Here is a 25,530-nt window from a genome sequence, read left to right on the forward strand (position 1 = left end):
CCCCACCCACGACGCCTCACGACGCCGTAAGGTCAACGCCGTGGAACCGAAGAGGACTCGTCCCGTGATCATCGACTGCGACACCGGCGTCGACGACGCCCTCGCGCTGCTGTTCGCCGTACGCCACCCGGGGCTAGACCTGCGCGCGGTGACCTGCGTGGCCGGGAACACGGACGTGGACGGCGTCGTACGCAACACCCTGACCGTGCTGGAGCAGGCCGGCGCCCCCAACATCCCCGTCGCCCGGGGCGCCGCCCGCCCGCTGATCGAACCCGCGCGCTCGGCGCGGCACGTGCACGGCGACGACGGTATGGGCGACATGAGCCTGCCCGCCCCGACCCGCGCCCCGGCCGACGTGGACGCGGTGACGCTGCTGCGCCGCGAGATCCTGGCGTCGCCGCGCCCGGTGACCCTGATCCCCACCGCGCCCCTCACCAACATCGCACTGCTGCTGCGCACGCACCCGGAGGTCACGCACAACATCGAGCGGATCGTCTTCATGGGCGGGGCGGTGGCCTGCGGGAACGCCACGCCGGTCGCCGAGTTCAACGTGTGGCACGACCCGGAGGCGGCCGCGATCCTGCTCACGGCCGGGGTGCCGATCACCATGTACGGGCTGGACGTCTTCCGGCGGGTCGTGGTCCCCGGGGCGGACGTACGGCGGCTGCGGGCGAGCGCGGAGCCCGGCGCCCGGCTCGCGGGCGACCTGCTGGCCCACCGCCCGGCCACGCCGGACGTCGCCGACGACTCCGAGGCCGGCGGCATCGGCGACGCGGGCGCGGTGTGCACGGTCGTGGATCCGGCGGGCATCACCACCAGCCTCCTTCCCGTGGAGGTCTCCCTCGCTCCGGGCCCGACGCGCGGCCAGACCATCGTCGACCGCCGCCCACGCCCCGGCGAGTCCGAGATCCACGCCGGCCTGCGCGAACAGCACCTGGTGGACGTGGCCCTGGACGTGGACGTGGACCGGTTCGTGAAGCTGTACCTGCAGACGGTGGAGAGCGTCTGACGAAGCGCCTGATTCCGGGTGTCCGAATGCCGCCTTGTTCTCACAAGTGCGGCTCGGTCACTGTCATGGGGTCCGATGACCGACCACCATCGGAGACCCCATGCTGCGGGTGCACTTCACCGCCGACGACCTCGCGCGCGTGCGCGTCGCCGCCGCCCCCGATCCCCTCTGGGAGATCGCCACCAGTTTCCAGGCGCTGATCGGTGCGGACGCCCCGCTGCTCTTCGAGGAGTGGCGCAGGCTCGTGCGGCCGCGCGTGGGCCCCGTGCACGGGCTGCTCGCCGCGCTGCTGCCGCCCCGGGGCTACTTCCCTGACTTCCTCACCCCCGACCTGCGCGGCTCCTTCGATCTGGCGCACGCGGTCGACACCGTGCTCGGCACGCCCCGGGTCCGGCTCCGCGGCGACCTCGCCCGGCTCGCCGCCTCCCCCGTCCGCCCGCGTCCGCTGCCGCCCGGCACCAGGGCCCTGGCCGACGGTGAGCCCGAGGCCCTGCGCGGACTGGGTGCCGTCCTGCACGCCCATCACCGGCATGCGCTCGCGCCCTTCTGGCCCCGGATCAGGGCCCAGGTCGACGCCGACCGGGCCGTACGCGCGCGTGCGGTGCTGGAGGGCGGCACCGACGGTCTGCTGGCGGGCTTCCGCCCCGTGCTGCGCTGGCAGCCGCCGGTCCTGGAGGCCGACTATCCCGTCCACCGCGACCTGCGGCTGGCCGGGCGGGGGTTGCTGCTGCAGCCGTCCTTCTTCTGCCTGCGAAGACCCCTGACACTCGCCCTCGCCGACCTGACGCCGGTCCTGGTCTACCCGATCCAGCACACCCTCGGCTGGGCCGGCGGAGCCGGTGGTACGGAAGGCGGTGCGGAGCTGGGCGCGCTGATCGGGCATACGCGTGCCGCGATCCTGGAGGACGTCGTCACGGGCCGCACGACGGGTGAACTCGCCGAGCGCTTCGGCATCTCGGGGGCCGCCGTCAGCCAGCACACCGGCGTGCTGCGCCGGGCGGGGCTGCTGCTGAGCATGCGGCACAAGAAGTACGTCGTCCACACCATCACCCCCGCGGGACTCGCCCTTCTCGACGGCGCCCAGGCTTCCGTTTAAGGCACGCCTTCAACGTGTGGCAGCCGAGGCAGGGCGCGGACAGTCTGAGGGCGACCAAGTCGCCGTTCCACACAGGGGGTTGAACCAGAATGCGCGACAGACGTTCCCTCATCGGCATCATCGGTGCGCTGCTTTGTGTGCTGGCGGCCGTGTTCACCGCCACGGCACCGGCCCAGGCCGCGCCCGCTCACTCGGCCGACGCCGCACCCGGCCGCAACCTGGTCGCACCGCCGGCGCCGCAGGGCGCACAGGCCGCCGACCTCTCCGCCGCGGCGGTCTCGCCGGGCATCTCCCCGGCCGCCGACTTCATCCACGTGGCACCGGGCGGCACCTTCAACTGCGGCAGCGGAAACCTCTGCACCGAGGTCTGGGATCCCACCACCAACAGCTGGAAGATCTACTTCCTCTACCGGTGCGCCAGGTACTCCCTGTCCAACTGGATCGGCGGTGGCTACTACTACGACCACCAGACGGGCGGCGTCACCTCGTACTTCTACGGTCAGAGCGGCAACGTGCTGCACTCCTTCAAGCCCGACTGGCCGACCCTCCACTCGTACAACTGGGACCCGGTCTGGTCCATCCGCAACTGCTGACCGGCCCCCGCACGCAAAGGGGCCCGGGGTCATCACCCCGGGCCCTTTCACCTGCCGTCGCTCAAGAACGCGGGGCCGTACGCCGCCGCTTCGACGCCACGACGAACGCCGCGCCGCCCGCCACCAGCACCACCGCGCCGATGGCGATCGGGCCGGTCGCGCTGCTGCCGCCGGTCTCGGCGAGGTCGCCGCCGCCGTTGGGGGACGGCGCCGGGGGCGAGGTCGAGTCGGAGGGCTCCGGGGTCGGGGTCTCGGTCGACGGCGTCTCCGAGGCCGGCGGCGTCGTCTCCTCCGCCGGGGTCGACGGCTCCTCGGACGGCGGCTCCGACGGCTCCGCGGGCGGCGTGGTCGGCGGCTCCTCGGTCGCCGGAGGCTCGGTCGTGCAGTCCTTCGTGCCGCCGTTCCAGGCCGCGATCAGCTTGTCCTTGATGACCGGGCGGTCCGGGCCCTTGGGCAGGTCGCCGTGGACGAAGCCGTCGTTCGCGTCGAGCTTGCCGTCGAACTTCACCGCGCCGCGGTACAGGTCGATCTGCGCGAAGCAGCCCGCGTCCGGGACGGCGATGTCGAGGGTGTCGGTCTGGCCGGGCTTGACGGTGACCGTGTCGAAGTCGACGAAGACCTGCTCGCCGGAGGTGGCGAAGGTCGCCCCGTGGGCGAGGTAGGAGGCGAGCGAGGCGGTGCAGGTGGTGGCGTCGGCGGCGGCGCGGACCGTGATGTGGACCTTGCCGTCGCCGCTGACCTTCAGGCTCTGGTCGTCGACCTTGACCGAGTCGTAGAAGTTCGTGCCGTCGAGCGAGAACTGGCAGCGGTCGGTGGCCGTCTCCGTGCCGGCGCCGGTGCCCGGCTGGTAGGCGCCGCCGGACTTCCAGCCGTCACCGCCGGGCGTGCCGGTGGCCCAGGCGCCGGAGGCGGAGGCGACGGTGGCCGCGCACAGGGCGAGCGACGCGGCGCCCGCCCCCAGCAGGCGCCGCGCGATGACACGTCTCGCTATGGACATGCGTATCCCCTCGTGGGGTGAGTGGTCGAAGAAGAATCACTGGGCTCATTGGTCACATGCGCCACAGCGTGAAGACATCGTCGGGTGACGGGAGAACGCTGTCAACCTGCGGGAACGCAAGGGAAGTTCAAACGGCAATCACAATTCCATCACACCAGGAATGATCTACTCCGCACTGTGCGGTGTTCGCTTTTCCGGCCAAGTGGACAGAGTTCTCACTGTCGCCCGTACGCACCGATGAGGAGTCCGCGTGACCGTCCGCACCACCACGCCCGACACCCCCGACCTCTCGTCCCGCAACCCCGACTGGTGGCGCCAGGCCGTCATCTACCAGGTCTATCCCCGCAGCTTCGCCGACGGCGACGGCGACGGGCTCGGTGACCTGAAGGGCGTCGCCCAGCGTCTGGGCCACCTCGCCGCGCTCGGTGTCGACGCCCTGTGGCTCAGCCCCTTCTACCCCTCCGAACTGGCCGACGGCGGCTACGACGTCGCCGACTACCGCGACGTCGACCCCCGCCTCGGCACCCTCGACGACTTCGACGCCATGGTCGCCGAAGCCCACCGCCTCGGCCTGAAGGTCATCGTCGACCTGGTGCCCAACCACACCTCCCACCAGCACGTCTGGTTCCAGGAGGCGCTGCGGGCCGGCCCCGGCTCGCCCGCCCGCGACCGCTACGTCTTCCGCGACGGCCGCGGCCCGCACGGCGAACTCCCGCCCACCGACTGGCAGTCCGTCTTCGGCGGCAGCGCCTGGCGCCGGGTCCCCGACGGCCAGTGGTACCTGCACCTCTTCACCCCCCAGCAGCCGGACCTGAACTGGGAGAACGAGGAGGTACGCGCCGACTTCCGCACCACCTTGCGCTTCTGGTCCGACCGCGGCGTCGACGGCTTCCGCGTCGACGTGGCCCACGCGCTCGCCAAGGACCTGAGCGAGCCGCTACGGGACCTCGGCGCCCCGGAACTGAGCCGCGAGGACGCGCTCCCGCAGTTCCCGCCCGGCACCCACCCCTTCTACGACCGCGACGAGGTCCACGAGATCTACCGCGACTGGCGCAAGATCCTCGACGCCTACCGCCCGCCCCGCATGGCGGTCGCCGAGGCCTGGGTGAACCCCAGTGCCCGCCGCGCCCTGTACGCCCGCCCCGACGAACTCGGCCAGGCCTTCAACTTCGAGTACCTGCAGGCGGGTTGGGACGCGGACGAGCTGAAGCGGATCATCACCGACTCGCTGGCCACGGCCCGCGCGGCAGGCGCCTCGGCCACCTGGGTCCTCTCCAACCACGACGTCGTACGCCACACCTCCCGCCTGATGCTTCCGCCCGGCACCGACGAGAACGCCTGGCTGCTCTCCGGCGGCCACGCCCCGGCCGTCGACGAGTCCGCCGGCCTGCGCCGCGCCCGCGCCGCGACCCTCCTCATGCTCGCGCTGCCCGGTTCGTCGTACGTCTACCAGGGCGAGGAACTCGGCCTGCCCGAGGTCGCCGAGCTGCCCTTCGAGGTCCTCCAGGACCCGATCTGGGAACAGACGGGACGCGTCCGCAAGGGCCGCGACGGCTGCCGGGTGCCGCTGCCGTGGACGACGACGGGCCCGTCGTACGGCTTCGGCGCGGGTGGCGCGTGGCTCCCGCAGCCGCCGTCCTTCGCGGCGTACGCCGTCGAGGCCCAGGACGGCGTCGACGGCTCCACCCTGGAGCTCTACCGCACGGCCCTGCGCCTGCGCCGCAAGCTGCTGGAGGGCGAGGAACTGGAGTGGGTGCCGGACGCTCCCCCCGGCGTCCTGCACTTCGCCCGCTCGGACGGCTGGCGCTGCGTGGCCAACCTCTCCGGTACGGCGGTGCAGCTGCCGCCGGGTGAGGTGCTCATCGCGAGCGCGCCGCTGGAGGAGGGGCGGCTGGGCCCGGACACGACGGTCTGGCTGACGTAGGCGATCGGACGAGGGCGGACACAGGTGGACGCAGCTCACGTCACGGCGTCAGGGTCAGGCTTGAGCTCGGAGAGCAGCGTTCGCACGACATCCTGATGGGACGACAGGAGGGCCGTGAGGCGCTCCGACAGGGGGTGCTCGGGGCCGAAGGCATCCAGGCTGATCTTGAGCGCCACCAGGGCGAGGGCGACCTCTTCCCCGTGCTGTCCCAGCATGCAGTGGATGTGGGCGAGGTTGTGGAGGTTGGTGAGGGTGGTGGGGTGGTCCGGCCCGAGGGCCTCCCCGCTGATGTCCGCGGCCCGCCTCGCGAGCGGGAGTGCCTCCTCGTAACGGCTCGTCCGGCAGTAAGTGGTGGCCAGGTTGCTCAGCGCGACGGAGACAAAGGGATGATCACCGCCCAGAGCTTCCTCGCACTGTTCCAGCAACTCGAGATTCACTCGCTCGGCGTCCTCGTGGTGCTCGAGACAGAGCAGCACGGTGGCGAGGTTGTTGAGGTTGGTCAGGTTCGTCGGGTGGGCGGCCGGCATCGTGTCCCTGCTGATGTCCAGCGCTCTTCGGGACAGTTCCAGGGCCTCGTCGTATCGACCGAGCTTTTCCATGGTGCGACCCAGGTTGCTCAGAGAGACCGAGGTCAGCGGGTGGTTCCCGTGCAGGCGCTCGGCGATCTCCACGGACTTCTGATCGAGGGGAAGGGCGTCCTCGTAGCGGCCGAGGCTCCGATAGGCGGCGGCGAGGTTGTTCATGGTGGACTGACTCTGCACCAGCAACTCTGCTTCGTCCTCGTCGAACGCCGCGCACAGGGCAAGACCGCGTTCACCCGTCTCGCACGCCTTCGTGTAGTTCCCCAGGCTGCAATGGGCCATCGTGAGAAGGCTCAGTGCCGTGATCAGGCCGGGAGGCACATGGTCCGGCGTCCGGAATTTCTCTCCGGCCCTCAGCAGCATCTCGCCGTAGGCAAGCGCACGGGCATCGAGCCCCTGGGAGAGGAGATAGGAGCAGGTGAGCATCAGCAGATCGGGGAAGAGGAGCTGATGGTCGTCGGAGGCCTGTGAGAAGAGCGCCTCGATGTGCGGCAGCAGAGCGCGCCAGCGGGGCCAGTCCTTCGGATCCCTGGAGTCCGTCCCGCTCAGCGCGCGTTGGAGCACCTGACCCGCGGCGGCGATGTCCGGAACGATGTCCGCGGTGAGGTGGCGCACTTTCCTGCGTCGCCACGGCAACCGGCTGCGACTGCGCATCCATTGCGCCGGTGTCGAGAAGACACGCCGCCTGGACGTCTCCTGACTGACGGAACTGCGGATGACCGACTGCAGGAGCCGGTGGATGGAGACGGTCGTGGGAGTGAGGGTGATGAGGCTGTAGCTGTTGAGGACGGACAGCGACCGGTCGAGGTCGAGGGGATCGGCGAGGGCGTGGCGGAGCGTGTCCCGTGGAATGTCCTCGGGCGCGAAATGGGCGAGGACCCGCAGCAGTTGGACGGCTGTCGGGTCGCGTCGGTCGATGTGCTGGAGCGTGTGATGCCAGATGCGGGTGACGGTCCGCTCCGGATCGACGCCCTCGGGTACGGCGGCGTGCAGGCGTGCCGGATCCGCGCTCAGCCGCTGGAGGTAGTCGCTCAACGTGCTCTGTGTCTGGACGACGTACGCACCGACCTGCTGCAAGGCCAGGGGGAGGTGCCCGAGTTCGCCCGCGAGCCGGGCGGCGGCCACCCGCTCGTCGGGATCGTCTCCGTGCCCGGTGATCCCGGTCAGCACGGCCACCGACTCCTCCTCGCCGAGCACCTCCAGACGCAGTCGCGTGCCGGGCGGCTCGACACCGAGGTCGCGGCGCGTCGTGACGATGAGGTGGCCGGCCATGGATTCGAGCAGGAGAGGACGGACGTGGCTCAGGTCCTCCACGTTGTCCAGGACCAGGAGCCAGCCGCCGTGGCTGCTCAGCCAGGTGATGGCCCAGGCGGCGGCGTCCTCACTGGTGGCGGCCGTACGGAACACCGGGTTGAGACGAAAGGTGAGGTCGGCCAACCCGGCGGTGAGGTTCTCGTGCGTGTCCGCCGTGATCCACCAGGTCAACGTGTACCGCTCCCGGCTGCGGTGCACGTGGTGCTGGACGAGGGTGCTCTTGCCGACGCCGGCGAGTCCGCAGACCGTCTGAACGTTCAGGTCCCGGGCGTTCTCGGGCGGTACGGCGAGCTGCGCCAGGGCGTCCTCACGGCCGACGAAGAGGCGCGGGTCGCTCCAGGGCACATTGCTCTGTCCGGCGGGTTTCACATCGGCCGGGGAGGGGACCGGGCCGGGCCAGTGGTGGACGTGCCGCTCGATGTGCGCCCCGTCGCCCGAGCTGGCTATCTCAATGGACTGAGCCGCCACGGACCGGGGTCCGGAGGCAACGGTGTGGGAGCGGCGGCTCTGCTCAGCGGTCATCGACGTTCAGTGTGCCGCAGCCGCGATGCCTGCGGTTGTGATCTGGATGGGTGCTTCGCGGGCTTCGAGGAGACCCGGTCGGCCGGAGGGCGGCGTGGCGTGGCGGGTGGCAAGGTCCCGCTGCCCAAGGATGCGCAGGCATGGCACGCACCTTCGACGAACTGGTCGCCATGCAGCGGGCGGCGGACCAGGCGCACACCAGGGTCGAGGAGCTCCGGGACCAGTACGGTCCGCCCGCCCACACACCCTGGACCGAGCTCCAGACCGACACGTACGAGACCGCCTGGCGGGCCTGGCGCGACCTCGCCCGTGACGTCCAGTCCGCGATGACCGAGTACGCGAAGGAACAGGGCACCTCGCGGACCGAGGTCGAGGCGGATGTGAAGAAGGCGGTACGGCATCCGCAGCCGGAGGGGGACGGCTGACGCGGCCGTCCCTCTGCCCGTACGGACCAACAACGCGCGCCGGTCGGGGGGACGGCCGTGAGAATCGCAGGCAGTGCTGTTTGGCCGTTGCGGTTGCCGTTGCTCGTGTGAGGAGTTCGCCGACGATGAGCAGGTCCTGGAAGACGACGACATGGGGGGCGCTCGCCGTGGCGGGCGTGACGGTGATGTCCGGGACCACGTCCGGAACGGCTTACGGCGGTGAAGGCCCGGCTGCCGAACGCGCCGCCCGTGCCCTGCGGGCGTCCGCGACCATCGAGCCCGGGCGGGAGGGCCGCGTCGAGGTCGGCGGGTACGAGGGCGCGGCGCTGGCGGCGGGGTCCAAGCTGACGCTGACGGCGCCGGCGAGGGCGAGGGTGACGGGTACGCCGTTCACGATGAGCGGGTACCGGGGGGAGGTGGCGCGGGGCGGGGGCAGCGGGACGTACACCTTCACGGGGACGTCCGCCGCGGCCGGCGACGAGTCGGCAGCGGCGGCCTGGAAGAGCCGTACGTTCCCCTTCGTCCTGTGGGTCCGCCCGGACGCCGAACCCGGCACCCGTCTCCCCGACTGCACCCTGACCCTGAGGGACGCGAAGGGCACCGTGCGGGCGAAGGGCGCCTGCGCCGTGACGGTAGGGTTGCCCGCCCCGACCCTGTCCCGCCCCCAGTCGGGCGTCCCGCTGAGCGCGTCGCCGCAGACGGCCGGGACGGCCTACCCCGGCGCCCAGGTCACGGTCCGCGACGCCGCGGAGAACGAGGTCTGCACGACCACGGCCGCCCCCGACGGCATCTGGTCCTGCGTCCCCGCTCTCGCCCTCCGCCCCGGCCCGGGCCGCCTCCAGGCGACGGCGACGATGAACGGCGTCAGCGCGACGAGCGAGCAGATCAACATCACCGTGGCCGGGACGGCGGAGGGGCAGCGGGACACGGTGTCGGACAGCGAGGGCCGTCGCTTCTAGCGCGAAGTGGATGGATCGAGCTCGACGTCGAGTCGTAGGGCGGCTCCGTGGAGGTCAGCTGCACGGGCGTGAAGCGACGCCGCTGAGGTGCGCGTGGCTACGACCGGGCCGGCTGATTGGCGATCAGAAGGGTGGCGCCGGCGGGGCGGAAGCCCAGGCGGGCGTAGATGCGGGCGACGGTGTCCTCCGCGTAGGCGAGGAAGACGGTGTGCACTCCGTGGGCGCGGGCGTGGGTGGCCAGGGCCGCGGTGACGGCGGCGGCCAGGCCCTGGCGGCGGGCGGTGGGCAGGGTGCCGACGCCGCCGATCTCGGTGGTGCCGTTCGCGGGGTGGTAGTGGCCGACCGCGAGCGGGGTGCCGTCAGGGGCGAGGGCGGCGACGAGTGTCTTGTGGCCGGCGCGGAGGGTGGGGCGGGTCGTCTCGACCGTGCCGTCGGCGGTCAATTCCTCAGCCACAGCCGCCAGTTCCGCGGGGCCGGCCGGGCCCACCGCGGTGCCTGCCCGGGCGAAGGCCAGGCGGGGGAGGGCGAGAGCCGCGGGCAGGGCCGGGTCGTCGGCCGTCAGGACGCGGAGCGTGACGCCGTCCGGCAGGGGCTGCGAGGGCAGCGGGTGGTGCGGGTCCAGGACCATCAGCGGGCGTTCCGCCACCGGGAGGCCGGCCGCCTCGATACGGGCGCGCAGCGTCGGCGCCGCCTCGGCGAGCCATTCGAAGGCTTCCGGCACGCGGAGCTCGCGCTGCCGGGCGCGCACCCGGGCGAGGTCGGCGGCGGTGACGGCCGCGGAGCGCTCCGCGACGGGTTGAGCGTGGCTCGGACCGCCGTAGTACGGGGTTCCCGGTTCCTTCCGCACGAACAGCCGCAACGGCCCGAACTCCTCGGCGTCGGCGAACAGCAGGGGCACGGTGGCGTAGTACTGCTCGATACGGCCACGCGGCGATGAGTCGCTCATGCGGCGCATCCCACCATGGGGCGGCGCCGTGCCGCATCCGAAAATCCCCGCACCTCGGCGTCCGCGGAGACGCCACGAGGACCTGATCGACTACTTCACTTCGTGATCTCCGTCAGTAGCGCACCGCCCTCGCCACCTCCGCCCGTACCTTGCCGCCCAGGTCCCGTGTGCTGCGTGCGGTGCCCGTGCCCGTCCCACCCGCCGGCACGTCGGACACGGTCTCCACGGTCGCGTCCAGGAGGTTGCCGTCCTCGTCGCGGAAGTTGATCTGCACGGCGAAGGATCTCGTCGAGTCGGTCGTGTTCCTCGCCGTGACCTCCACGGTCGTACGGCCGTCCCCGTCGGTCGTCGGGGCGGCCAGGCGCACCGCGTCCTTGGCGTCGATGCCGCCCTTGATGTCGTCCAGCTGCCGGCCCGCTTCGGCCGTCGCCGAGGCGAAGGCCGATGCCGCCTTGCTGGCCACCGAGGAGGGTGTGTCGTCGTCGCCGCACGCGGTCAGGAGGGCGGCGGCCATGGCGGCTGTCGTAGTGAGGATCGTGGTCGTCGTCCACCGGGTTCGGTGACCGGGCATGGCGCCTCCAGCGAGTGCGTTCCGGTTCGACCTTCAGTGAAGATCCGTACGCCCGTCCCCGCACCCCGGCCGTCACCCGATCGGCCCGTCCCCCGTGGTGGCGGGCCTCCGGGGGGAGCCATGGTCGTACCGACCGAAGAACTGGCACGCGAGAAGTGGGGTACGGCAGCCATGAGCCAGCCGCAGCCGCAACCACATGCAACCGATGCAGCCCATAGCTCTCCCGGTTCCCGCCGTGCGGCCGAGGCCGGGCCCGCCGCCGCACCCGCCCCCGCCGGCGGATACCAGCCGGAGCCCGCCGCCACCGGCTGGGCCACCGGCGGGCTCGTCTTCGCCGGTGTGCTGATGCTGGTGAACGGGCTGCTGGCCGTCCTGCAGGGCATCTCCGCGATCGCGGAGGACGATGTCTACGGCCGTCTCGGCGACTACGTCTTCAAGATCAACCTCACGGCGTGGGGCTGGATCCTGCTCGCCCTCGGCGTCGTGGTCGCCGCGGTCGGCTATGGCGTCCTCAAGGGAGCCTGGTGGGCTCGGATCACCGGCATCTTCCTGGCGTCCCTCAGCATGGTCGCCCACTTCCTGTTCCTGCCGTACACGCCGGTGTGGTCGGTGATCATGGTGGGGATCGACTTCTTCGTGATCCTGGCCCTCGCCCTGGCCCCGGATGTCTCCGGCGGCGCCCCCGGCACGCTCGGCCCGCCCAGCGCTTCGCAGCGCGGCTACGCCCCAGCGGCTCACCGATCCTGACGGGACTCCTCGGAGCCGTTCAGCCCGGTGAGCCGAGCAGGTCGCCGGGGCACGGCTCATCGCGCAGCCGGCCCCGACGCCCGTATGCCCTGTGTCCTGGGCTTGTCCCGTGTCCCGGGCTCAGGCGTGTCCCAGACCGCCTCCCCCGAAGGAGCCGCTCTTGCCGGGCAGCCAGCGCTTGCGGTGCTGGTCCTCGCTGCGCTTGCTGCCCGCGTGGTGCAGCTCGTGCGGCAGGAGCCGTTCCTTGCCCTCCGCATGCGGCACTTCGTCCGGCTCCCGGATCTCCCGGATCTCGTGGACCGGGCCGGTGTCGGGGAGGTGCGGCTGCTCGTCGGGCTTGGGCCTGGGCAGTTCCTTGTCACGGACCCGCATGCCGAGTTGCACGGCCCAGATCAGTGCGCCTGCGATGAACAGGCCACCCACGAAGGCGGCGATCACGTTGAGTACTTCACTCGACGAGGCCGCTAGTACAAACGTCGCAGTACTCATGCCCCAATTATCACCGAAACGGTCGAATAAGCTCCCCGCGGGAGAGGTCCGTCCCGGCGCCGACGGGAGCCTCGAACCGCTTGTGCTCGCGGGTCTACGCGCGTTTCTCGACCGCCTCGTCCAGCTCCGTGAAGAGCGTCAGCTGAAGGGCGCCGGGCGCTTCGAGGCAGGAGTTGAGGGAGTTCCCGGGCGTGCGGGTCGGTTCCGCGAGGACCTCGGCTCCGGCGGCCGCCAGCCTGGCCGTGGCGGTGGCGGCGTCGTCCACCTGGAAGGCGACCCGGATATGGCCCGCCACCCGTCGGCCGACCTCGACCTCGTCGATGAACTCGGCGTGGTTCGGATCGGTCAGCTCCAGCGTGGCCCGTCCGGCGTCGAGGATGGTGACCCGGCCGTCGGGGGACGAGAACGCCCCGCGCTCGCCGGTGCTGCGTTCCCTGCGCTCCCTGCGTCGGACATCTGTGGCTCCTCTTAGGCGGTTTCGCGTGGCCACGGCGGCGGTGGGTTCGGTGTGAGGCGATCGGCTCAGTGGGTTGAGCTCCGGCAGCCGGCTCCGGCTCAGTGGGCCCGGCTACGCATCGAAGGTGACGACGACCTTCTCCGCCGCCCCCGGCGTCATCGCCAGCCCGAACGCCCGCTCCACCTCTCCGAACGGCACCCGATGGCTGATCAGCTTCGCGAACCGCTCGTGGTGCTCGGCGATTTCGGCGGTGACCTCGAAGATCTCGGTCGGATATCCCTGCGAGGCGATGAGCGTGAGCTCGCTGCGGAGCATCCCGCCGAGATCGATCGCGTCGGACTTCTTCTGCACGGCGACCATGACCACCTTGGCGCCCCACTTGGCGGAGTCGACCGCAGCCTGAAGGACGGCGGGAACACCCGCGGCGTCGATATAGATGTCCGTACCGGCCCGGGCCTGCCCGAGGGCGTTCGCGGCCGGCCCGTGCAACTCGGTCAGCCGCTCGGTGACGTCCTCCTCCGCCGAGTCGATGACGGCGTCGGCGCCGACGGCCAGCGCCGTCTCGAGCCGCTCCGGAATGACGTCGGCGACGACCACGTGCTCGACCCCGCGCAGCTTCAGCCAGATGGTGGCACCCAGCCCGATGGGCCCGGCGCCGAAGACGACGACCTTGTCGGCCGGCTTGGCCTCGGAGCGGTTGACGCAGTGCCGGGCGACGGCCATCGGCTCGTTGAGGGCGGCGACGTCGAAGGGCACGTGGTCGGGGAAGGCGGCGAGGTTTCTGCCGACCTCCGCCTCCTCGATCAGCAGGTACTCGCTCATGGCCCCGTGCGCACCACCGCACCCGATGATCCCCGAGGGCACGCCCTGCGGATTGACGACGACCCGGTCGCCGGCCTTCAGCCCGCCGACGTCGGCCCCGACCTCGACGATCTCATCGTGGAGATCGAGAAGTGCCTCACCCGCATCAGCTACCTGGTGGGCCGGGCGAGACAGCACGAGTACCCGATGGCCGCGGCCGGTATGGACCTCGACCGGGCCGCCGTGGCGATCCTGCGCCGCCTCGCCGAGACGGAACCGATGCGGCCCGGTGTGCTGGCGGGGCTGCTGGCGGTGGAGGCGTCCCATGTCACGCGCCAGGTGCAGCAGTTGGAGCGGGCCGGCTATGTGGTCAGGGCGACGGACCCGCACGACCGGCGCGCCCGGCGCATCGAACTCACCGACGCGGGAAGGGCGGCCGCGCACCGCATCAGGGAGGCGAGCCGCATCGGCATGCGCATGGCACTGGCCGACTGGTCGGACGACGACCTGCGGCAGCTGGCCGGGCTCTTCCATCGCCTGGTCGACGACTTCATCACCCACGCCGACGTACCGGCCGCCGGCCTCGGGCCTGTCTGATCCGGTCCCGCCTGCCCACTTCCGCCTGCCCGCTCCCGCTGCCCACCTCTGCCTGTCCGCGTCCCGCCTGTCCGCGTCCCACCCGTCCGCAGCGCCCGGCACGCCGCTCGCCGCGTTGTCGAAGCGCCCGCCGCCCGAACGACCGTCCCGTACGCAGCGCATCCCCCCACACGAAGGGTGTCGCCATGAACGCGAACGTCTCGAGCCTCCTGGCGAAGCCCTCGCCGCCGCGCGGTGACGGTCAGCGGGTGCTGGTCGTCGCCGCCGATCCGGCGGACAGCGAACTGCTCAGTATCACCTTGGAGTTGGCCGGCTACCGGGTCGGCACGGCGGGCACGGGTGCCGAGGGGATGACCCGGCTCACCGAGCACCGCTTCGACCTGGCGGTGTGGGACGCGGTACTCCTCCAGCACCTCACGCAACCGCCCCCCGCCCCACTGCTCTTCCTCACCACCTGCGACACGCTCCACCGCCTCGTCCCCGAACTCGGCCCGGGCGAGCAGGACTACGTCACCAAGCCGCTGCGCATCGCCGAGGTCCTCGCCCGGGTCGACGTCCTGCTGCGTCGCCGGCGCCCCGAACGGCAGCCGGTCCTGCCCCGCTACGGCGACCTGGTCCTGGACGACGCCACCTGCCGGGCCCGGCGCGGCACACGCCCCCTCGACCTCACCCCCGCCGAGTACCGTCTGCTGCGCCATCTGCTCGTCAACGCCGAGTGCGTGCTGTCGAAGGAGCAGATCAGCCGTCATGTCTGGGGGGACTTCCGGGCCAACGAGGCGATCGAGAAGCTGGTCTCGCGGCTGCGGCGCAAGGTGGACGGCGGTCCCGGGGAACCGGCTCTGATCCATACGAGGCGGGGGTTCGGCTACCGGCTGGGCGGCGGCGCCGATTGAGACCCGCTCCCCCAGTGGCCACCACCGGACTCCCCACACCGCCCACGGCCGGACTCCCGCACCGCCCGCGCCCCTGCCGTGAGCGGGACGGAACCGTCCGGCGCGGTCGGGACCGCGGCGTGCAGGGCGTCGCGGAGCCGGTCGCGGGCGGCCGGGGCGAGGGAGGCGAGCGGCATCCGAGCCGCGACCACGGACGCACAGCGAGCGACGATCGACCGGCGCGCGCGGTGGCGCCCGCGCCCCGTCCGAGCCAGATGGCGGGCGACGGGAAGTGAACCACGCCCCGTCGTCCGCCCCCGGAGCGTCAGCTGCCGGTCTTGCCGAGCAGCTTGTTCATCTCCTGGATCTCGGCGGTCTGGGCGGTGATGATCGCGTCGGCCAGGTCGGTCGCGGGACCGTACTGGCCCTTCTCCTTCTCGGTGGTGGCCATCTCCACCGCGCCTTCGTGGTGCTCGACCATCATGGTCAGGAACATGGTGTCGAAGGCCTTGCCGGACGCCTTCATCAGCTCGTCCATGTCCTTCTGGTCCATCATCCCGGCCATGCCGGAACCACCGGAGTGACCGCCGGAGTGGTCCATGCCGGGCATCGCCAAGGGTACGTCCTCGCCCCAGGCCTTCAGCCATCCGGACATGGTCTCGATCTCCGGGTCCTGCGCCTTCCGGATGCGCGCGGCGAGGTCCTTGACCTGTGCGGAGGACGCGCGGTCGGCGGCCATCTCCGCCATCTCGACGGCCTGCTGGTGGTGCGGGATCATGCCCTGCGCGAAGGAGACGTCCTGGTCGTTGTGGGCGTCGGCGGAGGCGCCGGCGGTGGAGTCGGCGCTCGACGTGGCCGACTCCTTGGCCGCGGCGCCGGAGTCGGAGCCGCCGTTGTCACCGCCGCAGGCGGCGAGGACGAGGGCGGCGGTGGCGGCCGTCACGGCCAGGGCGGCGCGACGGACGAGAGTACGCGTGCTGCTCATGCTGAGAACTCCTGCGGGTACGAGAAGTGCTGCGCCGACGTGGGCGCGGCATGGACATGGCTGGGTGCCGTACCCCAGGGGGACGGGGACGGCTCGGCCTTGTCCTAGGTCCGCAGGATCTGCAGTTCGGCCAGTGAGGGAGGCGCGCGCCCGCCGTCCGGCGCGGCGGTCACGGAACGGCCGGAGAGGTCGCCGTGGACGGCACTTCCGGCCGGATCCGGCAACAGGCCAGGCAGCACGGGCCCCGCGCCGACGGCACCGGAGGCGCACGTCGGGTCGGCATGCTGGGCGTGCCCGCCGCCCGTGTCGCCGCCGTGACAGACGCGCTCGCCGGGCGGGACCGGCATATCGGCCGTGACCGGCACAGGGGCGCTCATGGCATGCGCATGGGAGTGAGGAGAGGCGGCCGCGACCGCGTTGCCGGGCGCGAGCGCGTGCATCCCGAACAGCCCGGCGAGCAGCCCGAGCAGCAGAAGCATGCGCCACGGCCCCGTCACCGGGAGCCGCAGCGCACGGTGGTGCTGTGCACGGGCGGTCACGCCTTCATCGTACGGATGCCGCGCTCGGCCGGTTCACCAGGTAACGGCAAACGCCGTTCGTATCGGACCAGAACTGGTTGGCGTCGAAGTTTCCTCTGGAAAGGGAGCCGTCGGCGACTTTGCCATCCCTTTACAACCCGCCCCGTCGCCCCGTCGTCTCTCCGCTCGACCCGTCACCCAGCCCGTCACTCACCGGGCGAACGACGAAAGAGAGCGACTCAATGCGCCGAACCGTCCTCAGCGCCATGGCACTTACGTGCACCGCCCTGCTGGCGAGCGTCACGCCCGCCTTCGCCGACGGACCTTCCCCGACGCAGGCCCCCAGCCGGACGGCCACCGCCGTCCCGACGCCCAGCGCCGAGCCGAGCACCGCACCGAGCGCCGAGCCGACCCGGACCGCGACCCCGGCCCCCTCGGAACCGTCGGCGGCCGAACCGACACGGCCGTCGGAGGACGGCCAGGTCTCCGTCGTACCGTCGGGGGCGCCCGACACCGGAGTGACGCCGACTTCGGGGTCCGGGAGCGAACGGGGCGGGCTGATCGGCGGGGGAGCGGCCGCGGTGCTGCTCGCCGGTGGCGCGACGGCCTTCGTCGTACGGCGTCGGCGGGCGAACGGGGCATGACGCCGCTGTCGAGGCGGGCGTTCACCACGGCGGCGATGGCCTCGCTGCTGGTGGGCTGTGGTGGCCACGGAACGGAACCTGCCGCCAGCGCGCGCTCCCGGCGAACGAGGGGTACGAACGCGGCGGATGAGGGTCCGTCTGCCCCGGAATCCGCGAACTCGACGCGTTCCCTCGCCCGTTCGGCACCGGTCAGGCTGCGGATCCCGGCGATCGGCGTGGACACCCCCGTCATCCGCCTCGGCTTGGCGGCGAACGGCACCGTGCAGGTGCCGCCGATCACGGCCGACGACCGCGCCGGCTGGTACCGGCACTCGCCGACGCCGGGTCAGGTCGGGCCGTCGGTCATCCTCGGCCATGTCACGGTGGGCGCCTACGGGGACGGGGTGTTCCGCCACCTCGCCCGGCTGCACCGGGGCGACCGGATCGTGGCGCGCAGGGAGGACGGCAGTTCGGCGGAGTTCGCGGTCAGCGCCGTACGGACGGTCGCCAAGGCGGACTTCCCGGCGGACGACGTGTACGGGGACGTAGACCGGCCGGAGCTGCGGCTGATCACGTGCGGGGGTCCGCGTGCCGGGGACGAGTACCGCGACAACGTGATCGTCTTCGCCGAGTTGAGCTCCACGTCCCCTTGACCGACCGGCTGTCCGACCGAAACCGATGCCGGGGTGAGCCGGGCCACCGGAACGCAATCCGATGGCCCGGCATCCTCCCCCACAGGAACTGGCCCCACAACTGCCGTCACGACCACTGCTGTCACCACCACTGCCGTCACGACCATGGAGAGCGTTGAAACGGTCCCGAGACAAGGCAGCGTCCGAGCTGTTCGCCGCCCTGTATCCGCGCCTCGCCGGCTGGTGCCGCCGTCTGGTCGACGACGACGAGACGGCTCACGAGATCGCCTCCGAGGCGTTCACCCGGCTCTGGGCACGCTGGAGTCGGGTGGAGGAACCGCGCGGCTTCCTCTACGTCACCGCGGCGAACCTGGTCCGGGACCACTGGCGCAAGCTGGAACGCGAGCGGAAGGCGATGCGCCAGGCCACGGCGGAGGCGGCGCTGGCGGCCGCCAACTCACAGACGGAACAGGCGGATCCGTCCGTACGCCTGCTGGTCCAGTCCCTCCCCGAACGCCTCCGTACGCCGATCCTCCTCCACTACTACGCTGACATGCCGATCCGGGAGGTGTCCGTGCTGACCGGACGCAAGGAAGGAACCGTCAAGGCCGACCTCCACGCGGCCCGCGAACTGCTCCGCGCCCACCTGAGGAGAAGCCTTGACCACACGCTTTGACGACGACCCGGACGGCACCGGGCCGGCCCCGGACGACCCCCTCGCGGTGATCCTCCGCCCGTCCTCGGCCTACCTCGCCCCACCCCCCGGCCACTACGAGGCGATCCGCCGCAAGGCATCCCGCCGCCGCCTCCTGCGCACAGCAGCGGGGCTCGGCGCGACCTGCGCGGTCGCGGCGCTCATCGCGGTGCCGCTGTACTTCACGAGGCCCGACGGCCCCGCGTCCCCGACGCCCCCGCTGGCACCCCCGCCGGCGACCACCCGTACGACACCGTCCGAGCCGTCGCCGACGCCCACGCCGTCGGAGTCGTCCCGCCCGTCGGAGCCGTCCACCCGATCGCCCTCACCTACGCCGACGGAGCCGCGGGAGACCGTCCGTCCCTCCGCCGCGAGGAGCGAAGGGACCGGCGGCTCCTCCCGGACACCGAGCGGTACGGCCGCCACTGCCGAGCCGTCGTCGGCGCCGTCGGGGACACCGACGTCGGTGCCGACGCCGACGCGGCCGTAGGCAACCGGTACGTCAACGGACGTCGACGAAGTCCCCGGCGGTCTTGACGGCCGGCGTGGTGGCGGTGCCGGCGAAGTTCCAGCGCCAGTAGCCGTCGCGGTTGGCGGTGACGCTCGTCCGCAACTTGCCGGTTCCGTCCGTCTTGACGGTCTTGACGGTGGTGTAGGTGCTGCTGTCCTTGGGGCGGAACTGGAGCTGCACGGACTGATAGGTGTAGCCCGCGTAGACGTACCGGTCCCAGTTGGCCCGGGCGAGCTTGCCCGTGACCGTGATCGCCTTGCCCTTGGTCACCGGCTCGGGCGAGGCGTCGACGCTGAGCGTGGAGCGCCGCTTCACCGGGTGGGTGCCGTAGACGCCGCCGTAGTAGTCACCGTCCTTGGCCTTGAGCTGGACGTACACGTCCCAGGGCCCGGCAAGCGTGTTGCGGGGCAGGTCGATGTCCCTGTCGAGCTTGACGGTGAGCTTGCAGGTGGACGTGGTGGCGCTGCTGGCCGTGCACGAGGGAACGCCGTGGTACGACCAGTAGTCGTCCCCCTTCTCCCGATCGATCGCCAAGAACGCGAGGTCCGAACTGATCCCCGAATCATCGGAAGCGGTCACCGAGATGGTGAACGACTCCGTCCGGGAGATCCCGAAGACGATGCTCTTGCCACCGTTCACGGACACCTTCTTGATCTCCACACCGGTCTCCGCGGCCTGCGCGGGCACGGCGGTGAGAGCAGAGCCGCACAGGGCGAGGGCGCCGGCGAGAACGGCACCTATGGATGCTGAACGCATGAATCCCCACAAAGTCGAGCCGGCCGACGATCCTGGATCCCCCCTGGTCGCGGGCACGGCGGGTGGCGTGAGGATACGGCACGGGGGGTTGGGGCGGCGCGGGGCGGTCGTGGGCGGCGCTGGGTGATGACGGCGATCAGATCGGCCTCGGAGACTTCCACCGCCGCGTTCTGTCCGGCGGATCATGTGACTCCTGGGCTGCGACGATGGAACGCGCGACCGATGTGCCCGAGAGTCTCGCCCAGTCCCCCGCTCCGGTCCGGGTGAATGACTACGACAGTTTCGCCGAGGCGTACTCGGCGGAGACCGAGAACAGTCTCGTGAACGCGTACTACGCGCGGCCCGCGATGCTGGCCCTCGCCGGAGAGGTGACCGGCCGTCGAATCCTGGACGCCGGCTGCGGCTCAGGCCCCCTGTCCGCTGCACTGCGCGACCGCGGTGCGGTCGTCACCGGCATCGACGCCAGCGCCAGGATGCTGAAGCTGCGACGCGCCACGGACGGGATAGTTCCGCCCAACAGACGGGCAAAGAGCTCCCATGGGGGAATCAGCCGATGGGGCACACGAGGACCAGGCAGCGGACAACCGGCTTTGGCAGCACTGCCTCCACGAGGACAATGTGCGCTACCAGCAAGGGAACCTGTTCCTGGTAGCTCAGTCCCTCTTGGCTGTGGCCTACGGCACCATCCTGACCGCTGGTGATACAAACCTACCCTCAGCGCGCGTGATCGCAGCGTTCGGAATCGCGTTCACGCTGACCTGGCTGTATGTCGGGCATCGCCACTTCCGGTACTTCCGAGCGATCCAGCGCCTCGCAACTGCGAGGTTCGCTGAGTACGCAGAGACACTGACCTGCCGGCCGCCAGGCTTGAGCTCACTGCCACTGATTGTCTACGCACTACCCTCATTTGCCGCCCTGATGTGGCTAATCTTGCTGGTGATCACCTAGGTGGTTGTGCGCTGCCTCTTGGTTCTCAGTGCTGCCGCCATCAGCTGGCGAAGCTCCGATCATTTTGAGGCTCGGCCGGGTGCTGACCAGGGCGAACGGCTCCGGCGCGGCCTCGTGGGCCTGGCTGCTTCCCCGTGATTCCCGCTGTTCCCCGCCCGCTCTGGTGCGCTTGTGGTGCGGCCCCAAAGTGCTTGCACGCGGTCTGTCAATCGATTAACTGATCCCCTGAGGCGCGTTCCTCGACGCCGCCGTCACCTCAGGCGTAGCGAGCCACCGTATATGCAGTCGGTGCCGGAGCTTCTCGGACCACGTCTGTCAGCAGCGCGCCGAGGACGTCGAGCGGATTCACTCCTGGACGGAGCGTGCGGGGCTCCAGCGGACTGCCTCAGGCCGCGGCATCCCCGCAGGACCCGGCGGACGCGAAGGCAAGGATGTGCGGGACTGCCTCGCGCAGGCTGGCGAAGTGGCGGTGCACGCCTTCTACCGGGACCGTGGCGTTCACGCCCCACACTGTCATCCCGGCGTGCAGTCCCGACTGTACGCCGGAGGGTGCGTCCTCGATGACCAGGCAGTCTTCCGGCTCGGCACCCAGCCGCGCAGCGGCCTGCAGATACGGCACGGGAGAGGGCTTGCCCTCCTCGACCGCGGCCGCGTCCACGATCACGTCGGGCATCGGCAGCCCCGTCCGCAGGAAGCGGCCGCGTACCCGGTGCTCGTAGTTCGAGGTCACCAGCGCCCAGGCTCCCGGCGTCAGGCCGTGCAGCAGCTCCGACGCGCCGTCGAAAGCCGTATAGACGCCGGACCGTACGTCGTCGTCCTCCAGTTCGTGCAGCGCGGCCAGGCATTCGTGCGGATCACGGTCCGCGGCGACCTGCGCGAACGTCTCCATCGGCCGCGTCCGCAGAGCCACCCGGTAGACCTCGTCCGCATCGAGCCCGTACCGCTCCGCCCAGGTTCCCCAGACCCGGCGCTGGTTGCTCACCGCGTCGATCAACGTGCCGTCGACGTCGAACAGTACGTATCTCATGCGGCCCGGCCGCCCAGGTTCACTGGTCACGCATCGATCATGGCAGGCAACTGCAACACCCCGAGCGGAGGTGCTGCTGTCCGAGGAGGCCGAGCGGCCCCGGGCCCTTCCGGCTGCAAGCTCTGGGGAGGGCGCTGGTAGTCGTAGACCCGCTCAATGGACACCATCGTGCCGTGGGCCCCTCACCGGGCGGGGTCACCAACCGCATCTCCACGGTCTGGTGCCCCGAGGACCCGAGGGCCCGAGGCGGTCATCGGCCGGCGTGCTCAAATGTGTCTGAGGGGATTCGCGGGACGGATGAGGGGGCGGTGTGGGGTCGGCTGGGCGCAAGGTCACGGGGGCCGTGGCATGGGTGCTGATCGCTGTCGTGGTTCTCGGTGTCGGGGTGGCGATGGCCTTCCAGGTGCGCGGAGCGCTGGAGCGGGAGCGGGAGTTCCGTGCGGCGCCCGCGTGTGCCTCCGTCCCGGTGGAGGCGACGGGGTGTCTGTGGGAGCAGGAATTCACCGTTCGTGAAGTCGATACGCAGCGTCGTAAAAGACGCGAGCCTCCGGAGGCCGAGTTGGTGCTGCCGTCCGGCAAGCCGTGGGAGGTGACGTTCCCGCACACCGATCCGGTGGTGTCGGAGATGGAGCCGGGCGAGAAGGTCGTCGGTCTGATCTGGCACGGGGAGGTCGTCGAGGTCCGGGACGCCGACGGGCGGCGGCAGCAGACGTCGTCGGGGCCCGTGGGGTGGCCCGAGGACCGGCTCGGCGGCGCGCTCGCCTGTGTCTCGTTCGGTCTGGCCGCCCTCGTCGGAGGGCTGTGGCCGCTGTTCGTGCCGGGCAGGCGGCGTCATGCGAGAGCAGCGGCCGTGGTGCGGTGGCACGGCGTCGGCCTGGGCGGCACAGCCATCCTGACGCTCTGGGCGCAGGCGGCCAACGACTGGCCGCTATGGGCGATTCCGGCGATCTGGGGGCCGCTCGCGCTGCTCATCCTGACCTCCATGGTGGCCTTCGTCCTCGCCGCCCTCCGCGGCGACTTGGATGACGACGCCGATAGCGACGCCGATGCCGGCGCCGACGACGACGCCTATGGCGGCACCGGTGGCGGCACCGGTGGCGACGGTCCGTCCACCACGCGGGTCGCAGGAAGCGGTCAGACCTGACGCACCCCACTCAGTGCGCCGCGAACTGCACCCCCGTCGGTTGCAGCACATCCGGGCGTACACCGACCCCGTCCACCGTCAACGCCTCCCCGTAGATGTCGGTGACCCTGATCGCCCCGCCGCACCCCCTCCCCTGCTCGGAGAGGAAGTAGTTGTACTCAGTACGCGGCAACTGACGCCACCCACTGCCGTCCCGAACCTCCAGCCGCGCCACCGGATTCCGGTGCCCCACCACCTGAATGCCGCACCAGTGAATGCTGGAGCCGGTCTTGTACCGGACCGACATCGTGTCGGACGTGCCGGGGCTCAGCAGCGTCCAGGTGATGGGGATGCGCCCGGCAGAGGGAGTCGCCAGCTTGGCGAAGGCCTCGGCGCTCAGGTCGAGTTGGCCGGGAGCGCAGGGGAGCGGGCACTCGTTGGTGATGCGGACCGTCACGGAGGCGCCGGTTGCCGCACGGACGCGTATGTAGGCGCCGCATGCCTTGGAGGTCTCGTAGTCCGTGTGGTTCATCGCCGCCGTCATGACGTCGTCGGCCGGGCCGTAGAGGCAGGCTCCGTCGCCGTTGCCGGCGTCGTAGAAGGTGGCGACCCCGTCGTAGGTGACGCCGGGGCGGATCCGCCCCGCCAGGGGGGCCGTCGCCGACGCCGGTCGGGGAGTCGTCGTGGTCGAAGGGCGTGCCTTTGCGGGACCCCCGTCCGGCCGGGGCGTCGCCGTGGCAGGCGTTGCCGTGGGGGTGGCCTTGCTGGGGCGCTTCGGCTTCCGCGGTGGATTCGGATGAGGGCTCGGTGTCGTCCGCGGGGACACCGACCGGGTGTCGTCCGCGGGCGTCGTCCCCGCATGGCCGGCCGTCGTCCCCCCATCGGGGCGCAGCGCCATCAGCAGGGCCGCGGCGAGTGCGACGGCCGCCACGACCGCGGCGGGGACGAGGGCCGTGTGCCACTTGCGCGGGGACCGGCGGTGGGAACGGGATGCCACGGGTGAGTCCTTACGTGGTTCGGCGGAAGCAGAGGACGTGGTTCCTGCGAGGCGCCCCAGCCACCCGGCGGAGGGGCCTCACGGGTATCAGTGGTCGCGCAAGGCGGAAAGGTTGCCGCGTGCGAGGGTCCGGGTCGCCGAGTCCCAGAACCTCGCCGTCAAGAACGTCACAGGGCGGAGGAAAATCCCTGGAGGTCGCGGGCGAGCAGCGTTACGCTCGCCCGCGATGACAACTCATTCTGTTGACAGATTGGGGGTCCCGTCCGCGCAAGGTGAGTGCTGATGCTCACTCAGTTCGCGAACGGGGATACCCGGCTTTCCTTCTGGCCGCGCGTGCGTGAGTTCGCCGTGCCGGCCTCCATGATCGAGACCGCGACCGCCCGCCGGCTGGCGGGGGACTGGGCGGGGGCCTGTGCCGCCTCGGGTTTCGACGTCGATCTCCATCTGCGGTCCGTGGCGCGTGATCACGGCCGCGAAGTCGCCGGTCGGGTGCGGGCCGATCTACGGCATCTCGCTCCCGACCTGCTGCGCTGGCACATGCCGAGAATCGCTCCCGACGGGCTGCTGCGGCCGGGGCTGACCCTTGCTCTGGCCCGGTACGACGGTGCAGGGCGGGACGGCAGACGGCCGCTGTATCTCGTGGTGAGGACGCCGCCTGCGTGGGCCGATGCCGGTCAGCGGATCAGTCTTGCGTTGTGGGACGGGGCCGAGTCCGCGGCCGGGTGCGGGGGTCGTGTCTGTCGGCATCCGCATCCCCGGCCCAACCGGCGGTTCCGTCTCGATCTGCACCGTCACCTGTGGGATGTGCGCAGGGCCGGTGAGCTGCGGGTCAGGTCCGGGGGCGGTCTCGGCGGTTTTGGCGGTCGCGGCGATCTCCCCGCCGATGACCGGGCCGGGATGGAGCCAGGCCTGTTGGAGGCTCTGCCGTACGGGCGCCGCTGTGCCGTTGACCGGTGGGCGGACGAGGCGCGGATACTCCTGCGCGCCGAAGGGCGGTCCAGTGGTGCCGTGCTCGTGCGGTTGGGGGGACGGCACCGGCTGGTTCTGGAGGTGCCCGCGGACGGGGTCGGGGACGGGGAAGCGGCGGGGGACGGCAGGGGTGGGCCGCCCGCGCTGCGGATCGCGGCCTCCGCCAAGGGGCGTGCCTCCGAGCTGCCTGTTCTGCCCGACGCGGCGACCTGGGTGCTGCCCGACCTGGAGTTGCTCCGCCTCGGGCTCATCGACGCCGATCGGCTGCATCCGCTGGTCGCCTCCGCCCTCGTACCGGATCATTCACCGGCGCCCCGGCCGTCCGTAAGTCCTGAACGGGCAGGGCAGCCACGCCTCGTCGAGTGCCGGGGAGCACGGCACCGGATCGGTCTCGTCGACGGCGTACTGGCGCCGTTGGACCACGACCCGGCCGAGATCCGGCGGGAGGAACTGCTGGCCGCCCTGACCGGAACGCCCCTTCCGTGCCTCCAGGTCATCGACGAGGCGCACCGGCGTCCGGACTGCCTGCCCGATGTGCGCGAACGCCTCGATCACGGCGACATCGCCGGTGCCCTGGCCGTCGTGGAGGGGCTGGTGGGTCCGGATGCCGTGCTGCGCCACGGTGCCCTGCGGGACGAGTTGGCCGCGGCGGCGGAGCGGCGGATCGTGTACGGGCTGTTCAGAGCCGGCCTGACCGAACCGGGGCCCGGGCCCCGGCCCGGACGCGAACTCATCCCTCCGGACCGCCGCCGCCCTCGCGACCGGCGCTCACGCAGACGCCACGCGACCTTCGACTGACCTGGGGTGTACGGCTCCGCCGCACGGCCACACAGCCGGTTCCTCACGC

General features: G+C 71.4%; 28 protein-coding genes and 1 pseudogene. 17 read left to right on the forward strand and 12 right to left on the reverse strand.

Annotated features, from left to right (window positions below; genetic code table 11):
- Positions 1–40 precede the first annotated feature (40 nt).
- The 3 genes from ACQEV2_RS21915 to ACQEV2_RS21925 all read left to right on the forward strand — a co-directional run bounded on the left by ACQEV2_RS21915 (position 41) and on the right by ACQEV2_RS21925 (position 2,698).
- Complete coding sequence (locus ACQEV2_RS21915; RefSeq protein ID WP_433043994.1) at positions 41–1,009, forward strand: nucleoside hydrolase; 969 nt, start codon at positions 41–43, stop codon at positions 1,007–1,009.
- A gap of 100 nt (positions 1,010–1,109) precedes the next feature.
- Positions 1,110–2,105, forward strand: coding sequence for an ArsR/SmtB family transcription factor (locus tag ACQEV2_RS21920; protein ID WP_433043998.1), 996 nt, complete (start codon positions 1,110–1,112; stop codon positions 2,103–2,105).
- Positions 2,106–2,194: 89 nt separating this feature from the next.
- A complete protein-coding gene (locus tag ACQEV2_RS21925; RefSeq protein WP_433044002.1) occupies positions 2,195–2,698 on the forward strand; it encodes a hypothetical protein in 504 nt (167 codons plus the stop codon).
- Between the two features lie 61 nt (positions 2,699–2,759).
- Here the strand turns inward: ACQEV2_RS21925 and ACQEV2_RS21930 are convergent, their stop codons facing one another.
- Positions 2,760–3,695, reverse strand: coding sequence for an LAETG motif-containing sortase-dependent surface protein (locus tag ACQEV2_RS21930; RefSeq protein WP_433044005.1), 936 nt, complete (start codon positions 3,693–3,695; stop codon positions 2,760–2,762).
- A gap of 250 nt (positions 3,696–3,945) precedes the next feature.
- Here ACQEV2_RS21930 and ACQEV2_RS21935 point away from each other — a divergent pair, with 250 nt between their 5' ends.
- On the forward strand, positions 3,946–5,619 hold the full coding sequence (locus ACQEV2_RS21935) for a glycoside hydrolase family 13 protein (RefSeq protein WP_433044008.1): 1,674 nt from the start codon (positions 3,946–3,948) through the stop codon (positions 5,617–5,619).
- A 35-nt stretch (positions 5,620–5,654) separates the two neighbouring features.
- On the opposite strand, the gene ACQEV2_RS21940 is transcribed toward ACQEV2_RS21935, so the two are convergent.
- Entirely contained in the window at positions 5,655–8,036 is a 2,382-nt protein-coding gene (locus tag ACQEV2_RS21940) for a tetratricopeptide repeat protein (RefSeq protein ID WP_433044011.1), read from the reverse strand.
- Positions 8,037–8,176: 140 nt separating this feature from the next.
- On the opposite strand from ACQEV2_RS21940, the gene ACQEV2_RS21945 reads away from it, so the two are divergent.
- Positions 8,177–8,461, forward strand: a complete 285-nt coding sequence (locus ACQEV2_RS21945; protein ID WP_433044014.1) for a hypothetical protein — start codon at positions 8,177–8,179, stop codon at positions 8,459–8,461.
- 125 nt (positions 8,462–8,586) lie between these two features.
- Positions 8,587–9,420 carry a carboxypeptidase regulatory-like domain-containing protein gene (locus ACQEV2_RS21950; RefSeq protein ID WP_433044017.1) on the forward strand — a complete coding sequence of 278 codons (834 nt, stop codon included), beginning with the start codon at positions 8,587–8,589 and terminating at the stop codon, positions 9,418–9,420.
- 97 nt (positions 9,421–9,517) lie between these two features.
- Here the strand turns inward: ACQEV2_RS21950 and ACQEV2_RS21955 are convergent, their stop codons facing one another.
- Together ACQEV2_RS21955 and ACQEV2_RS21960 are read right to left on the reverse strand one after the other, a co-directional pair.
- Positions 9,518–10,366, reverse strand: coding sequence for a GNAT family N-acetyltransferase (locus ACQEV2_RS21955; RefSeq protein WP_433044020.1), 849 nt, complete (start codon positions 10,364–10,366; stop codon positions 9,518–9,520).
- A gap of 112 nt (positions 10,367–10,478) precedes the next feature.
- Entirely contained in the window at positions 10,479–10,937 is a 459-nt protein-coding gene (locus ACQEV2_RS21960; RefSeq protein ID WP_433044023.1) for an FxLYD domain-containing protein, read from the reverse strand.
- Between the two features lie 120 nt (positions 10,938–11,057).
- Here ACQEV2_RS21960 and ACQEV2_RS21965 point away from each other — a divergent pair, with 120 nt between their 5' ends.
- Positions 11,058–11,684: a DUF7144 family membrane protein gene (locus ACQEV2_RS21965; RefSeq protein ID WP_433044026.1), complete on the forward strand. Its 627-nt coding sequence runs from the start codon at positions 11,058–11,060 to the stop codon at positions 11,682–11,684.
- 120 nt (positions 11,685–11,804) lie between these two features.
- Here the strand turns inward: ACQEV2_RS21965 and ACQEV2_RS21970 are convergent, their stop codons facing one another.
- The 3 genes from ACQEV2_RS21970 to ACQEV2_RS21980 all read right to left on the reverse strand — a co-directional run bounded on the left by ACQEV2_RS21970 (position 11,805) and on the right by ACQEV2_RS21980 (position 13,626).
- Positions 11,805–12,173, reverse strand: a complete 369-nt coding sequence (locus tag ACQEV2_RS21970) for a DUF6479 family protein (protein ID WP_433044029.1) — start codon at positions 12,171–12,173, stop codon at positions 11,805–11,807.
- Positions 12,174–12,267: 94 nt separating this feature from the next.
- Positions 12,268–12,663, reverse strand: a complete 396-nt coding sequence (locus tag ACQEV2_RS21975; protein ID WP_433044032.1) for a VOC family protein — start codon at positions 12,661–12,663, stop codon at positions 12,268–12,270.
- 78 nt (positions 12,664–12,741) lie between these two features.
- Positions 12,742–13,626, reverse strand: a complete 885-nt coding sequence (locus ACQEV2_RS21980; protein ID WP_433054684.1) for a zinc-dependent alcohol dehydrogenase — start codon at positions 13,624–13,626, stop codon at positions 12,742–12,744.
- Between ACQEV2_RS21980 and ACQEV2_RS21985 the strand changes: the two genes are divergently transcribed.
- On the forward strand, positions 13,567–14,028 hold the full coding sequence (locus ACQEV2_RS21985; RefSeq protein WP_433054687.1) for a MarR family winged helix-turn-helix transcriptional regulator: 462 nt from the start codon (positions 13,567–13,569) through the stop codon (positions 14,026–14,028). The genes ACQEV2_RS21980 and ACQEV2_RS21985 overlap by 60 nt on opposite strands.
- A gap of 185 nt (positions 14,029–14,213) precedes the next feature.
- On the forward strand, positions 14,214–14,921 hold the full coding sequence (locus ACQEV2_RS21990) for a response regulator transcription factor (RefSeq protein WP_433044035.1): 708 nt from the start codon (positions 14,214–14,216) through the stop codon (positions 14,919–14,921).
- 304 nt (positions 14,922–15,225) lie between these two features.
- Here the strand turns inward: ACQEV2_RS21990 and ACQEV2_RS21995 are convergent, their stop codons facing one another.
- Positions 15,226–15,885, reverse strand: a complete 660-nt coding sequence (locus ACQEV2_RS21995; protein ID WP_433044038.1) for a DUF305 domain-containing protein — start codon at positions 15,883–15,885, stop codon at positions 15,226–15,228.
- Positions 15,886–15,989: 104 nt separating this feature from the next.
- Entirely contained in the window at positions 15,990–16,424 is a 435-nt protein-coding gene (locus tag ACQEV2_RS22000; RefSeq protein ID WP_433044041.1) for a DUF6153 family protein, read from the reverse strand.
- Between the two features lie 221 nt (positions 16,425–16,645).
- Between ACQEV2_RS22000 and ACQEV2_RS22005 the strand changes: the two genes are divergently transcribed.
- The 4 genes from ACQEV2_RS22005 (at position 16,646) to ACQEV2_RS22020 (ending at position 18,842) form a co-directional block, all read left to right on the forward strand.
- Positions 16,646–17,047 (forward strand): sortase-dependent protein, encoded by a 402-nt coding sequence (locus ACQEV2_RS22005; RefSeq protein WP_433044044.1) that lies wholly within the window; start codon positions 16,646–16,648, stop codon positions 17,045–17,047.
- Complete coding sequence (locus ACQEV2_RS22010; protein WP_433044047.1) at positions 17,044–17,679, forward strand: class F sortase; 636 nt, start codon at positions 17,044–17,046, stop codon at positions 17,677–17,679. Before ACQEV2_RS22005 ends, ACQEV2_RS22010 begins: the two co-directional genes overlap by 4 nt.
- 154 nt (positions 17,680–17,833) lie before the next feature.
- Positions 17,834–18,334, forward strand: coding sequence for an RNA polymerase sigma factor (locus ACQEV2_RS22015; protein WP_433044050.1), 501 nt, complete (start codon positions 17,834–17,836; stop codon positions 18,332–18,334).
- Positions 18,318–18,842 carry a hypothetical protein gene (locus ACQEV2_RS22020; protein WP_433044053.1) on the forward strand — a complete coding sequence of 175 codons (525 nt, stop codon included), beginning with the start codon at positions 18,318–18,320 and terminating at the stop codon, positions 18,840–18,842. Before ACQEV2_RS22015 ends, ACQEV2_RS22020 begins: the two co-directional genes overlap by 17 nt.
- 12 nt (positions 18,843–18,854) lie before the next feature.
- Here the strand turns inward: ACQEV2_RS22020 and ACQEV2_RS22025 are convergent, their stop codons facing one another.
- Positions 18,855–19,619 (reverse strand): hypothetical protein, encoded by a 765-nt coding sequence (locus ACQEV2_RS22025; RefSeq protein ID WP_433044056.1) that lies wholly within the window; start codon positions 19,617–19,619, stop codon positions 18,855–18,857.
- Positions 19,620–19,825: 206 nt separating this feature from the next.
- Here ACQEV2_RS22025 and ACQEV2_RS22030 point away from each other — a divergent pair.
- A pseudogene (locus ACQEV2_RS22030) lies at positions 19,826–20,110 on the forward strand (methyltransferase domain-containing protein); the annotation flags it as partial.
- A gap of 46 nt (positions 20,111–20,156) precedes the next feature.
- On the forward strand, positions 20,157–20,567 hold the full coding sequence (locus tag ACQEV2_RS22035) for a hypothetical protein (RefSeq protein WP_433055245.1): 411 nt from the start codon (positions 20,157–20,159) through the stop codon (positions 20,565–20,567).
- Positions 20,568–20,952: 385 nt separating this feature from the next.
- On the opposite strand, the gene ACQEV2_RS22040 is transcribed toward ACQEV2_RS22035, so the two are convergent.
- A complete protein-coding gene (locus tag ACQEV2_RS22040; RefSeq protein ID WP_433044059.1) occupies positions 20,953–21,594 on the reverse strand; it encodes an HAD family hydrolase in 642 nt (213 codons plus the stop codon).
- Between the two features lie 343 nt (positions 21,595–21,937).
- Between ACQEV2_RS22040 and ACQEV2_RS22045 the strand changes: the two genes are divergently transcribed.
- Positions 21,938–22,738, forward strand: a complete 801-nt coding sequence (locus tag ACQEV2_RS22045; protein WP_433044062.1) for a hypothetical protein — start codon at positions 21,938–21,940, stop codon at positions 22,736–22,738.
- A gap of 10 nt (positions 22,739–22,748) precedes the next feature.
- Here the strand turns inward: ACQEV2_RS22045 and ACQEV2_RS22050 are convergent, their stop codons facing one another.
- Positions 22,749–23,714 carry an expansin EXLX1 family cellulose-binding protein gene (locus ACQEV2_RS22050; protein WP_433044065.1) on the reverse strand — a complete coding sequence of 322 codons (966 nt, stop codon included), beginning with the start codon at positions 23,712–23,714 and terminating at the stop codon, positions 22,749–22,751.
- Positions 23,715–23,996: 282 nt separating this feature from the next.
- On the opposite strand from ACQEV2_RS22050, the gene ACQEV2_RS22055 reads away from it, so the two are divergent.
- Entirely contained in the window at positions 23,997–25,481 is a 1,485-nt protein-coding gene (locus ACQEV2_RS22055; protein WP_433044068.1) for a hypothetical protein, read from the forward strand.
- Positions 25,482–25,530 lie beyond the last annotated feature (49 nt).

This window comes from Streptomyces sp. CA-251387 (genome assembly GCF_050936625.1).
GTDB lineage: Bacteria > Actinomycetota > Actinomycetes > Streptomycetales > Streptomycetaceae > Streptomyces.